Raw genomic sequence first — 13,877 nt, forward strand, 5'->3', positions numbered from 1 at the left:
AGAAGTGTTCATTAAAGAGAATCGTGTCATATTTTATGATAATGTGGTGGTTACTCAAGGTACGATATTAATTCACGCGGACAAACTAACGGTATTAAGTTCGGGCGAAAAAGGCACCGAAGTGATGATCGCCACGGGTAAATTAGCCACTTTTTATCAAGAGCTTGATGACGGGAAAAAAATCAATGCGGAATCAAATGAGATCCGTTACGAACTCGGCAAAAAGCGCCTGACGTTATCAAAAAATGCACGCCTACGCCAAGCTGATAGCGAAGTCAAAGGTGATAAGATCATCTATCAAATTGACAAGCAAGAAATGATAGCTGAAAGCGGCAACAATGAATCCGATAGAGTGATCACTATTTTCACTCCTGAAAACAACAAAACTAAGTAGAGTAAATAAATTCATATGGCCCGTTTAAAAGCATCACACTTAGCAAAGAGCTACAACAAACGAAAAGTTGTTTCAGATGTGAGTCTCGAAGTCGAATCAGGACAAATTGTTGGTTTGCTTGGGCCAAATGGCGCAGGTAAAACAACCACCTTTTATATGGTTGTTGGCTTGGTGAAACGAGACCACGGACAAATCTTTATTGATGACCAAGAGTTAACCCATGAACCTATGCATATTCGCGCACAGCAAGGTATTGGTTACTTACCACAAGAAGCCTCTATTTTCCGTCGTTTATCGGTTACTAAAAATATCATGGCGATCTTAGAGTTACGTTCAGAGCTAAGCCGTTTCGAGCGTGAAGAAAAGTTAGAAGAACTGCTAGAAGAATTTCATATCACCCATATCCGTGATAGCTTAGGTATGAGTCTATCCGGTGGTGAACGTCGTCGGGTTGAAATTGCACGAGCATTAGCAGCTGACCCTAAATTTATTTTATTAGATGAACCGTTTGCTGGTGTTGATCCAATCTCTGTTGGCGACATTAAAAAAATCATTCAGCACTTACGTGATCGCGGTTTAGGGGTATTAATTACCGATCATAATGTGCGTGAAACACTCGATGTATGTGAACATTCTTATATTGTGAGCCATGGGCACTTGATCGCCTCTGGGACTTCTGAAGAGATCCTGTCCAACGAAAAAGTAAAAGAAGTATACCTTGGAGATCAATTCCGACTATAGTTTGATATTGATACGTAACCGCATTAAGGAAGAGAGAGAGTAGTCGTTAGATGAAGCCATCATTACAACTTCGTATGAGCCAATCTCTGGCAATGACGCCACAGTTACAACAAGCGATTCGATTATTACAATTATCGACTTTGGAGTTGCAGCAAGAGATTCAAGAAGCACTAGATAGCAATCCACTACTAGAACAAGAAGATCCTCATGAATCGCTTGCTAACGATGCAGAGAGTAATGACCCTCAGGACGGCAATAATCAGGATACGCTTACCGACAGCAGTCAAATTGAAGTCAGCGATGCGCTTGCCAGCGACTCCATGCCAGATGAATTACCCAATGACAGTAATTGGGATGATGTTTATACGCCACAAATCCAAAACCACAGTAGTGGTGGAGCAGGCATTGATGGACTCGATCAAGTTTATCAAGGTGAAACTAGCGAAGGCTTGTACGAACACTTGATGTGGCAAATGGAGTTGACCCCATTTTCGGATATTGATCGTGCCATTGCCGTTGCCATTATTGATGGCATTGATGACCATGGTTACCTTAATCAAAGTTGTGAAGAGATCCTCAGTAGTGTCGATATCGCCCCCGCTGAAGGTCATGACAACAACGAAGAATACATTGAATTAGATGAAGTTGAGGCGGTATTAAAACGTATTCAACATTTTGATCCCATCGGTGTTGCAGCTCGCTCATTGCAAGAGTGTTTATTGATCCAACTCCAGCATTTGCCGGAAAATACCCCTTGGTTAACAGAATGTCAGCAAATAATTAAATCTCATATGGATTTATTGGGCAATCGCGACTACCGTCAATTAAGCCGTAAAACAAAATTAAAAGAACCGCAGCTTAAAGAGGTCATGCAGCTAATTCAAAGCTTGGAACCAAGGCCTGGTAATGTCATTGACCAAACGGAAGGACTCTATGTTATTCCAGATGTATTGGTAAAGAAAAAAAATAATCAGTGGATAGTCGACTTAAACCCTGACATTGTGCCAAGATTAAAAGTGAACAATGAATATTCTAATCTTTCGACAGGTAACCGTAATAGCAGTGATGGACAATTTATTCGAACACACGTGCAAGAAGCTAAATGGTTTATTAAAAGTCTAGAAAGTCGTAATGATACATTATTAAAAGTGACGAAAAGTATTGTTCAACGTCAGATAGATTTCTTTGACTATGGCGATGAAGCCATGAAACCGATGGTGCTCAATGACGTTGCAGAAGAAGTGGAGATGCACGAATCAACGATTTCGCGTGTAACAACGCAGAAATTTATGCATACGCCGCGAGGTATTTTTGAATTGAAGTTTTTCTTTTCAAGCCATGTCAGTACGGATAATGGTGGCGAGTGTTCATCAACGGCTATCCGTGCATTAATTAAAAAATTGGTCGCAGCAGAGAATACCAGCAAACCATTAAGTGACAGTAAGATTGCTGATTTACTTGCTGATCAAGGTATTAAGGTAGCTAGACGTACAATCGCAAAGTACCGAGAAGCACTGAGTATACCGCCATCTAATCAGCGCAAGAGTCTTTTATAGTACTCACAAAACCTTCATAAGGGAGACATATATGCAAATTAATTTAACCGGTAGACATGTAGAAATTACAGATTCACTGAAAGATTACATTGATAGCAAGTTTTCCAAATTAGAACGGCATTTCGATCACATTAACAATATCCATGTGATCTTAAATGTCGAAAAGCTACTCCAAATCGCAGAAGCCAAAATACATTTGAACGGGGGTGAAATCTTTGCCGTACATGAACATAACGACATGTATGCAGCCATCGATGGCTTAATGGACAAGCTAGATCGCCAAGTCATTAAGCATAAAGAGAAATTAATTCGCCATTAATTTAAGTCCCACCACAAAGAACCTAAAGGAAAACACCATTTCCTTTAGGTATTCACCCTTCTGCCATAATTAAAACATATCATATCCAAATCAATTGCGGGATAATGAACCCATTATTGTATATCGCTATGGATTTAAAATTAGCAACCTAATTTTTGCTCTAGTCACGATGTATGAGCTGCGCAGATGTGAGGACAGAATATGAAATTAATAATTGTCAGTGGTCAATCAGGATCCGGTAAATCAATCGCATTACGGGTACTTGAAGATCTAGGCTACTATTGCGTAGACAACCTGCCCGTTACATTACTACCGCAACTATTACAAACCTTAAACGCCAAAACTGAAAAAGTGGCAGTAAGTATTGATGTGCGTAATTTACCGACTGACAGGAAAGAATTAAACGATATTATTACAGAACTAAAAGCCAGTACTGAACTAACGAGTTTATTCCTTGATACCAATAAAGCGGTTCTTATTAAACGTTACAGCGAAACGAGACGACTTCACCCGTTAACCAAAGACCAACTATCCCTCTCTCAAGCGATTGAGATAGAAGAAAAACGTTTAAGCCCTTTAGCCTTGCTCGCAGATTTAAAAATCGATACTACTGAACTTAATATTCACGAACTTAGCGAACAGATCAAAGAGCGTATTTTAGGTAAGAAAAATAACCAACTAGTTCTGGTATTCCAATCATTTGGCTTTAAACATGGCCTACCAATGGATGCCGATTATGTATTTGATGTGCGTTTTTTACCAAATCCACATTGGATCCCAGAATTAAAACCGTATACAGGTCTCGATGAGCCAGTCATTAAGTACTTAAGTCAACAGGCTGATGTGATGAGTTTTATTCTACAGATTGAAAATCTATTAACCACTTGGTTACCGCTATTAGAAAAAAATAATCGCAGTTATGTAACTGTCGCCATTGGTTGTACGGGTGGTCAACACCGCTCCGTATTCATTGCTGAACAACTGGCGAAAAGCTTTAAGTTACAAGATCGTGTGGTACAGACTCGTCACCAAACGTTAGAAAAAAACAAACATAAAATTAGCTAGCCACTTAGCCATGCCATTAACAATCTATATAGTTAATTATTATAATTTATTGTTAATACTGATTATAAATAGAGATTAAGCTAGAATTGCGACGCGCCAGCAAGCAAGGTCTTGCTGTAGTATTTTAAGAATGGGGACGACATATGCCAGAAAAGATGGAGCATGAAAGCACACACCTACGTTTAAGCGAAGTGAATGAAGCACTTGATAGTGGCATGTTTGTTCACGTTAAACGAATGCTCTACCAAACACCCCCTTGTGATATCGCCTTATTATTGGAATCATCGCCACCAGCAGGCCGTAAGGTACTGTGGCGATTAACCGACTCTGAAATACAAGGTGAAATCCTTGATGAGCTCAATGAAGATGCTAAAACCAGTATTCTTAAGCTCATGGATACCGAATCTTTAGTTGCAGCGACAGAAGGTTTAGATACCGATGATTTAGCTAACATTCTCCGTAGTCTACCAGATAGTATCTATCAAGAAGTTATCACCCAAATGGATACCCAAGATCGTCATCGTTTAGAAACCGCGATGGCTTATCCAGAAGATACGGCTGGTAGTATCATGGACACAGATACCATCACGTTACGACCTGATGTGACTGTCGATGTTATCTTGCGTTATATCCGTTTACGCGGGGAATTACCTGAAGCCACAGATACTTTATACGTGGTCGATAAAGATGATCGCTTAATCGGTGATGTGCCTTTAGCCATGTTATTAACCACAGATCCAAATAGCGTCATCAGCACTATAATGGATCGCGAAGCAGAAACATTACCTGTCACGCTTGATACCTCAGAAGTGGCCAAATTATTTGAACGTCATGACTGGATCTCAGCTCCGGTAATTGATGATGAGGGGAAGCTGCTCGGTCGTATTACTATTGATGACGTAGTTGATATTATTCGTGAAAATGCCGAACATGACATGATGGGTATGGCCGGTATGGATGACGATGAAGATACCTTCGCCCCCGTAATACAAAGTACCAAACGTCGTACATTATGGCTGGGGGTAAATTTAATTGCCGCCTTAACTGCCGCATCCGTGTCGAATATGTTTGAAGCGACGCTAGAACAATTGGCGACGCTGGCTATTTTAATGACCATTGTACCAAGTATGGGTGGTATTGCTGGTAATCAAACCTTAGCGCTGGTTATCCGTGGTATGGCTGTTGGTCATATTAACGAAGATAATAGCCGTTGGTTAATTGGTAAAGAGGCCACGGTAGGGGCGCTAAATGGTGCCATTTGGGCAATCTCTATCGCGATCATTGTCTCGCTATGGAAAGGCGACCCGTCACTGGGACTGATCATTGGTGGCGCGATGTTTATTAATATGGCGATGGGTGGACTGGCTGGCGTCGTGATCCCGCTGGTAATGAAAAAATACAATATCGACCCAGCATTAGCAGGTGGTATGGCATTAACTACAGTTACCGATGTGGTTGGCCTATTTGCCTTCTTAGGCATGGCGACGCTGGTTTACGGCGCTTAACTCGCGCTTCAGTCATTAATCGATAGCCGTTCGATATAACCATAATTTGATAAATAAAAAAGCCGGTGTATTACAACACCGGCTTTTTACATTCAATATTTTTAAATTTAAGTGCTAGTTACCCGCGATCTGCATCGACTCTAGCAGTGTAGAGCCCATCAAAATACTACTGCGAACATCAATATCGTTACCTACTGCAACAATGTTTTTAAACATATCGGTTAAGTTACCGGCAATCGTGATCTCATGTACAGGATATTGCAGTTCACCGTTCTCAACCCAGAAACCTGATGCACCACGGCTGTAATCGCCAGTCACTATATTAACGCCCTGTCCCATCAACTCAGTCACTAACAAGCCAGTGCCCATTTGACGACAAAGCTGGCCTAATGTTTCGCCTTTACCTGTTACGTTCCAGTTATGGATACCGCCAGCATGACCTGTGGTTTGCATACCCAATTTACGGCCACTGTAACTGGTTAATAAGTAGCTGTTTAAGATACCTTGTTCAACGACATTTAAATCTTTAGTACGTACACCTTCAGCATCAAACATAGATGACGCTAAACCACCCTTAATATGTGGGCGCTCTTGAATGTTCAACCACTCAGGGAAGATCTGTTCACCTAACTTGTCGAGCAAAAATGATGATTTACGATATAAGCTACCACCACTGATTCCCATAACAAGTTGACCCATCAAGCTGCTAGCAACATCATGGTGAAAAATCACTGGCACATTACAGGTATCAATCTTACGCGCGCCTAAACGGTCTACAGTACGATTAACGGCTTCGGTAGCAATCTGTTCAGGTGTCCACAACTTACTTGCGTCACGGGCCATTGAGTAGCCGTAATCACGTTCCATTGCCCCGTCTTGTTCTGCAATCAATACCGAGCTCATACTGTGACGCGTACTGGCATAACCATTCACTAAGCCGTGGCTGTTACCATATACTTTAATACTGCTATGGCTAGTAAACGCACCTTCACTGTTCACAATACGCGAATCTTGCGCTAATGCTAAACGCTCCGTCAGGCAAGCTTGTTCAATGGCATACTCAGGTTCAATCTTAATCGGGTGACATAAATCTAAATCTTCAGGGTCAAATGCCATCAAATCACGGTCAGCCAAGCCTGCAAATTCATCTTCAGCAGTATGCAAGGCAATATCTAACGCAGCCGCAACGGTACTTTTAATTGCAGCTTCACTTAAATCCGATGTGGATGCATTACCTTTACGTTGGCCACGGTATACACAGATACCTAATGCACCATCATGGTTAAACTCCACATTTTCAACTTCGCCCATGCGAGTACTCACAGACAAACCCGTTTGTCGTGAAATAGCTACTTCAGCAGCACTCGCGCCCGCTTTTTTAGCGATATCGAGTGCTTGAGTAACGGCTAATTCCAATTTATTTTGTTCTAATGTAATTTGCTGTTTTAAGTTCATGGGCTCGTTTCAATTAGTTATACTGGATTTAGCATACCATGATGTGATAAAAATTCCTGCAGCAACTGCGCAATTAGCAATAAACTGATACAATTAACATATCAATCGTTTTGAAAAAGAATATTATGAGCGTAAGAGAACGAAATATTACCAGTGAAAAGTCTTACCGACGCGCTGAAGACGACGAGCTATATCAAAGTCGTGCAGAAAATAAAATTGAAATTGCCAAGACACTGAAACTCGCTGGCGCTATCGCTTTACTCAGTAAAGCTGAAATTGCCAAGATGGGTTTTTCAGAAGAGATGCTTGCAGCAATCGTCACAGCAAGAAAAATTGTTGTACGTACTGATGCTTACAGCAGACATCTATCGTACATGTGCAAAATCATGCGTAGCGACGGTCTTGAGCCAATCCAAGCGGCATACGATAAGATCACCAATAAGTATAACCAAGCAACAGTTGAATTAGCGAAACTAGAAATAGTACGTGATGAACTGATTGCCGGTGGTGATACTGCGATCACAGCGTTAATAGAAACCTATCCAAATGCTGACCGTCAGAAATTACGTCTACTTATCCGCCAAGTGAATAAAGAAATTAAAGCTGAAAAGCCGCTTAAAGCAGCTAAACCAAGCAAAGAGATCTTTAAACACCTACGTGAGATTGCTGGTCTGTAAATATTACTGCATTGCGATAATATCTAACGCTCGTTAAACCGATAGTTACACGGTAAAAACAATAAAGCCCTAACAAGTCATTTATATACTTGCTAGGGCTTTATTTTTATTAAATTCTCGAATTTTTATCTAATCAATACACGAGCAGTAAATTAACCACCAGTGCCGCCCACAGTCATACTGTCTAGTTTCAGTGTCGGTTGACCGACACCGACAGGCACACTCTGACCTTCTTTACCACAAATACCAACACCTTTATCTAGTGCCAGGTCGTTACCAACCATCGAGATATGCTGCATTGCTTCATGGCCATTACCGATCAAGGTAGCACCTTTAATCGGTGTGGTAATTTTACCATTCTCAATTAAATACGCTTCTGATGCAGAGAATACAAATTTACCTGAAGTAATATCAACTTGACCACCGCCAAAGTTAGGCGCGTAGATACCTTTTTCTACCGTGCTAATAATTTCTTCAGGTGTATGTTCACCTGGTAACATGTAAGTATTAGTCATACGCGGCATCGGTAAGTGTGCAAATGATTCACGACGACCGTTACCGGTTGACTCAACACCCATTAAACGGGCGTTAAGCTTATCTTGCATGTAACCTTTCAAAATACCCTTTTCAATCAGCATGGTATTCTGCGTGACAGTACCTTCATCATCGATATTCAAAGAACCACGACGATTGGCTAAGGTGCCGTTATCCACGATCGTACATAACGACGACGCGACTTGTTCACCAATTTTACCCGCGTAAGCAGACGTGCCTTTACGGTTAAAGTCACCTTCAAGACCATGGCCTACCGCTTCATGTAATAATACTCCCGGCCAACCAGCACCAAGTACCACAGGCATCGCACCAGCAGGCGCTTCGATTGCTTCGATATTTACCAATGCCTGACGTACCGCATCTTTTGCATAGCTAAATGCACGTTGTGTACCATCGACATCATCTAAGAAGTAATCAAAACCATAACGACCACCGCCACCAGCGCCACCGCGTTCACGCTTACCATTCTTCTCAATCAACACAGAACAATTCATACGTACTAATGGACGTATATCGGTCGCCAACGTGCCATCCGTTGCTGCAACTAATATCTCTTCGTATACTGCAGATAAGCTCACGCTCACTTGCGTTACGTGTGTATCTAATGAACGTGCGTACACATCAATTTCATGTAATAAGTCAATCTTACGCTGTCTCTCCATGCTCGCCAATGGATCGAGTGGCTGATAAATTTCACTACCTTGGGGTTTGCTCCAGGCTTTTACTTTACCTTCACCACCACTTGCTGCAATACCACGTGCCGCTTTCGCCGACTGGGTTAAGGCGTTTAAACTAATTTCATCAGAATAAGCAAAGCCAGTTTTCTCGCCCGATACGGCACGTACGCCAACACCTTTCTCAATGTTAAACGAACCTTCTTTAACAATACCGTCTTCTAGACCCCAAGATTCATGCTTGCAAGCTTGAAAATAAAGATCACCATAATCAAGCTGATTGCCCATCAATAATGACAGAGTGCTGTGCAGCTTATCGACGTTTAAATCGGCTGGCAGTAAAATTGAATTTTCGACTTGTTCAAATCTCATTTGAGTTGTTACTCTTTATTTTTCAAGCTCGCCGTAAAGCGCGCGTGTTGTAAAATAGGTATATCAGTACGAACTTGTACTAACTTATGTTTGTCTAATCGCGCACAACTAATCCCGCATGCCGATGTTTGCTGTGCCAGAATCTCACCCCAAGGGTCTAAGATAACAGAATGCCCCCAAGTATGCCGATTGTGGCCATGGTCACCCACCTGATTCGCCGCTAAGACGTAGCATTGATTTTCGATTGCTCGGGCTTGTAACAAGGGTAACCAATGAGCTTTACCTGTTGTATAAGTAAAAGCAGCGGGCAGCAGTAACACATCGACATTAGCAGCTCTGAGCATACAAAATAACTCAGGGAAGCGTAAGTCATAACAAATTGCCATACCAAACGTAATGTGGCCCACGGTGAAAGTTGCAATCCGATCACCGGCGATAAAGCTATCTGACTCTTTATATACTTGTGTCGTTGATGCTGTCCTATTTTGGCTAGCACTGGTGGTTACAGATCCAGTTGGAACATGCGCATCAAATAAGTGGATCTTATGGTAATGTTGCACCAAATCCCCATTGGGGTCAAATGCTAAACTGGTGGTATAAATACGATCATCTATCTCACTAAGAATAGGGAAAGAACCTGCAACCAGCCAACATTGGTATTGTTTAGCCCAAGTTGCAAGCTGCTGCTGCACAGATCCTTGTCCTAATGACTCTGCATTGGCTAAATAATCGCCACGATCAGAAAATAACGCAAAATTCTCGGGTAATAAGATTAGCGTAGGGGCAATTTTAGTATCAATCAGCGTCAGCTGCGCAGCCACATAGGCCAAGTTTACTGCGATATCAGCACCAGACGTCATTTGTATTGCCACTAATTGCATTATTTTTCCCTTCTACTTTGCGACTCTGCAGCATTGATTAACTTATCAGGAACTGCAATCTCCTTCTGATTACGCTTAACTTCGGTAAACACTGGGTTTTCAAAATCACCGCTGACATTAAACTTAAGTTCAGTCACCACTTCTACGACCGGCTCTAATAACTTAGATAAAGCGAATACCGCTAAGGCCGTTGTCGGCGTAACAGCAAAGGCAGTCAATACCGGTAAACTCGAGGTGACATCCGGAAAAAAGCTTAAGTTGTAATTGATGGTATCGGTGACCAAGTCAATATAACCATTACCGGTAATTTTACCGCTACTGGAGTTCAATAAAAAATCTTTATTATTAATTGCACCATCAGTAATTTGCAACGAGCCTTCCATAGAAGAATAGGGCAAGCCATCATTAAACACATCACTAAAGTCTAAACTTAACCGTTTCACTAATGACTGTAGACTGAGCACACTTAAGAAGCGGGTGCCTTTATCACTGACATTTGATATCCGCCCAGCCTTAGTTTTAATCGTTGCATGACCATTTAATGAATCACCATCAATATGAAAGGGTTGATCTTGCCAAGTAAGTCTAAAGTTAACATCCGCAGGCGTTTTCGCTAAAGGACTAATTAGCCCCAAACCAGTCATAAACTCTTCAACACTCTTAGTTTTTAATTCACCTTGTAATTGCGTTGCTTGCTTACCTTGTCCATCAGTAAACCAGCGGCCAGTCATCGCCACCGTAGAATGTTCCATATCGACATCAAGCGTACTTAGAGTCAGTCCTGTGCGGCTCTTACTTACTTTAGCAGACGTCTGACCTAAATTAATTTTCCCTAAAATACAGGCGTCACAATTAAAGTTAAAACCAGGTACGTCTTGCCAAATCAACGCACTTGATGATGAGTCAGCGGTATCGGCAGGGTTGTTATCGTCATCAGTAAAAACCAGATCGGGTAGATATAAATAATCAAAATCGATATTCACATTGCCAATATCTGGGATAACAATGCTGCCGTTAAATTCATCGGCTTTGAGATCAATTCCCCAGTTACGATAACCTTTGCTCGCCGAGATCGCTAAATCAGTCAATGGCTGCTGATAATACAATGTATTTGCCACCGCGATCTTAATCGAAGATAGCGGTGCAACGGCTGTACTCACATCAAGTTCACTATCAGGTAGACCGTTAAACCATGATTGCCAATCGGCAATATCAAGATTATCAACATTAACAACCACCGCATTGGCGACATCACTGATAAGTAGATCATCAGCATTACCGATCTGCACTAAAGATTGAATTAAGGCTAATTTTTTATCGGCATAATCAAGCTGACCAGAAAAGTAGAGTACGTCTGTCGCATTGAGCTGAATATGGGCTTGTTTATCATTTCCCACAACTGACATAGCCGTTGGCCACGCCTGATTTGCACGCTTTGCAAATGGCAGTGGTAAATCAACTAACAACGACTCTAAATCACTTTGCATATCAAATTCATAGTGCAAGCCTTGCTCAGCAAACAGCATGTTTAATGTGCCTTGCCAGTCAATATCGCCGGAAACATATTGTTGATAGTGTGGCATTAACTCCGTAACTACCGATTTACTTGCCCATTTCCCAGCCAACTCGACACCGACTTGATAACCATTGTGTTGCTGTGTACTGTTAAAACTAACGTTAAGTGGCTCATTTAACAATTTAGCGGTTAACGGCGTAGATAACAAACCAGCATCATCAAATTTGAAACTACCGTTAACATCGGTCAAGGTGAGGTCTAGCGTAGGCAGATAAATACTGTCATTGAGTAAGCGAATATCACCATTGACGGTAACCAGCTCATCCTCGGTAAAGGGAATAACAATAGCCAGTTTACCGCTTATATCACCAGCGACTTGTAAGCTGTTCAAGGCATCTGTCACTTCCGGTAACGGACTCACATCAATAAGCGACTTAGCACGGCTCCCTGTGGTTTTAAATTCAGCCTGAATCCCCAGTGCTTTCACGTCCCCTAAGCTAGGTAGCTGTAAATCGACTTGTGATAAGGCAACTTGATCCAAATTACCTTGTCGCGATGACATGAATAAATCATCGTTTTGAAACAATAGTTCCAGCTGCAATTCCGTTAAACTTGGCCATTGTGGATCAAATTTAAACTCTGCATCAACAACATTTAACCGAGTCTGAAATATGCCATCACCTTGAGAATATGGGTAATTGGCAAACTCTCCAAACCACAATAATTGCCCATTATCCGCATGCCCTTGCTTTAACCCATCACGCAGGTAGTCAATTAATGTGTCACCCATATACGCCTTTGGGTAGTAATAATAGGCTTTACTGGCATAACGTAATGTCAAATCACCCGCAAGGCTGAGAAATGGATTGGCATTGGTTGGAATGTCTAATAAAAATTGACTATTGAGTACCAGCTCTGGGGTATCAACCAAGACCTTATCTGCAATAATTTCAATACCACGAGGCTGATTAGCATCAGTGGACTCAAGATCCCCATAGCGCTGCCAAACCAGCTCCGTAGAAAACTGATTAACCCGAATATCATGGTCTAAGTGCTGCTTGAGATCTAATACCGCATCTTGCATAGCAATACTGACTTTGCCAGAATTTAAATTACCCACCAGCGTAATATCGACATTTTCGATCCCAGGAAAACCTTGCCAGCTTTGTAATTGCAGACCGTCGACTTGTAACTGATAACGTAACTGAGTCCAATCTTGCAGTGGCAACATCACTTTAACGTCACGTACTAAACCATGTGGGTAGAGGGTTTTAAGATCATCAAACAAGCTCTCATCAACATCATGTGACAAGGCTACAATTGGTGCCAAGTTAGATAATTCAACCTGATTAATAAAAGCAAACAGCTCGTTGTCTTGCTGCCTGACTTGCAGATCCAGCTGTGGCCAGACAATGCCATTTGTCACCAGCGCTAAATCATGGCTATCTAGCTGCCAACCCGCATCGGTCAATTGCCACTCTAACGCGCCGCCCCAAATATTGAGGCTTTGCTGGAGGTTGGCATTCTGCCAAGTAAACTCGGAAGGCTGAAATTGTAATAATGCCGACGTCGGCTTATTGTTGCTAATATCAATCCAACTTTCAAAACTCAGTGCGCCTTGCTTTAAACCTTCGCGCTTAAACAGCGCCTTTTCAAACCAATTCGACAGGTTCATGTTTTCGGCTTGTAGATAAACCTGACCGCTGACATCGGTTAAATCATGTGGCGCACTGGTGACATCCACCATGATGCGCAAACTGTTATCCGCAAAATCATCATTAATATATGCCAAACCTTCACCGCGATGGCGGTTGTCTTGGTTTAACCAAGCAAACTCAGGAATATGGATGACCTTTTCTTCGCCTGCAGGGGTTATGACACTTACATTACTGTTGGTTAATTCGAAATGCGTAAGTTGACGGAAGAATATATCAAGAAGACGAGTTAATTCTGGGGTAGCAAACTTACCGTCCGTTTCATTTGAATCTTGAAACGGCGATAGTGGTAACTTTACCTGCACGCCGTCTAGAATCAAATTATCGACCAGTAATTTTCTTTCTAAGACACTGTTCCAAAAATCAATGCTGATCTTGATGCGTTCGACATCAAAATTATACGGCAATGACCCATCAAACTTTACGTCTAAGGTATTAATGATTAAAACGGG

At 41.8% G+C, this 13,877-nt stretch carries 11 protein-coding genes; 7 read left to right on the forward strand and 4 right to left on the reverse strand.

The window, feature by feature from the left end; genetic code table 11:
- From lptA to mgtE, 6 genes are all read left to right on the forward strand, one after another.
- Positions 1 to 394: lipopolysaccharide transport periplasmic protein LptA (lptA, locus tag QNK26_RS08475; protein ID WP_319222210.1), on the forward strand; the 394-nt coding region annotated here is incomplete at its 5' end.
- Between the two features lie 15 nt (positions 395 to 409).
- A complete protein-coding gene (gene lptB / locus QNK26_RS08480) occupies positions 410 to 1,135 on the forward strand; it encodes an LPS export ABC transporter ATP-binding protein (RefSeq protein ID WP_319222211.1) in 726 nt (241 codons plus the stop codon).
- A 50-nt stretch (positions 1,136 to 1,185) separates the two neighbouring features.
- Positions 1,186 to 2,691 (forward strand): RNA polymerase factor sigma-54, encoded by a 1,506-nt coding sequence (locus tag QNK26_RS08485; protein ID WP_319222212.1) that lies wholly within the window; start codon positions 1,186 to 1,188, stop codon positions 2,689 to 2,691.
- A 31-nt stretch (positions 2,692 to 2,722) separates the two neighbouring features.
- Complete coding sequence (gene hpf, locus QNK26_RS08490; protein WP_319222213.1) at positions 2,723 to 3,010, forward strand: ribosome hibernation promoting factor; 288 nt, start codon at positions 2,723 to 2,725, stop codon at positions 3,008 to 3,010.
- A gap of 201 nt (positions 3,011 to 3,211) precedes the next feature.
- Positions 3,212 to 4,075 carry an RNase adapter RapZ gene (rapZ, locus tag QNK26_RS08495; RefSeq protein WP_319222214.1) on the forward strand — a complete coding sequence of 288 codons (864 nt, stop codon included), beginning with the start codon at positions 3,212 to 3,214 and terminating at the stop codon, positions 4,073 to 4,075.
- Between the two features lie 143 nt (positions 4,076 to 4,218).
- A complete protein-coding gene (gene mgtE / locus QNK26_RS08500) occupies positions 4,219 to 5,580 on the forward strand; it encodes a magnesium transporter (protein WP_319222215.1) in 1,362 nt (453 codons plus the stop codon).
- Positions 5,581 to 5,694: 114 nt separating this feature from the next.
- Here mgtE and pmbA read toward each other — a convergent pair whose 3' ends face one another.
- A complete protein-coding gene (gene pmbA, locus QNK26_RS08505) occupies positions 5,695 to 7,035 on the reverse strand; it encodes a metalloprotease PmbA (RefSeq protein WP_319222216.1) in 1,341 nt (446 codons plus the stop codon).
- Between the two features lie 125 nt (positions 7,036 to 7,160).
- Here pmbA and yjgA point away from each other — a divergent pair, with 125 nt between their 5' ends.
- Positions 7,161 to 7,712, forward strand: coding sequence for a ribosome biogenesis factor YjgA (gene yjgA, locus QNK26_RS08510; protein WP_319222217.1), 552 nt, complete (start codon positions 7,161 to 7,163; stop codon positions 7,710 to 7,712).
- A 152-nt stretch (positions 7,713 to 7,864) separates the two neighbouring features.
- Here yjgA and tldD read toward each other — a convergent pair whose 3' ends face one another.
- The 3 genes from tldD to QNK26_RS08525 form a co-directional block, all read right to left on the reverse strand.
- Positions 7,865 to 9,313, reverse strand: coding sequence for a metalloprotease TldD (tldD, locus tag QNK26_RS08515; protein WP_319222218.1), 1,449 nt, complete (start codon positions 9,311 to 9,313; stop codon positions 7,865 to 7,867).
- An 8-nt stretch (positions 9,314 to 9,321) separates the two neighbouring features.
- On the reverse strand, positions 9,322 to 10,194 hold the full coding sequence (locus QNK26_RS08520; RefSeq protein WP_319222220.1) for a carbon-nitrogen hydrolase family protein: 873 nt from the start codon (positions 10,192 to 10,194) through the stop codon (positions 9,322 to 9,324).
- Positions 10,194 to 13,877: YhdP family protein (locus QNK26_RS08525; RefSeq protein WP_319222222.1), on the reverse strand; the 3,684-nt coding region annotated here is incomplete at its 5' end. The genes QNK26_RS08525 and QNK26_RS08520, both read right to left, overlap by 1 nt.

This window comes from Moritella sp., from assembly GCF_033791185.1.
GTDB lineage: Bacteria > Pseudomonadota > Gammaproteobacteria > Enterobacterales > Moritellaceae > Moritella.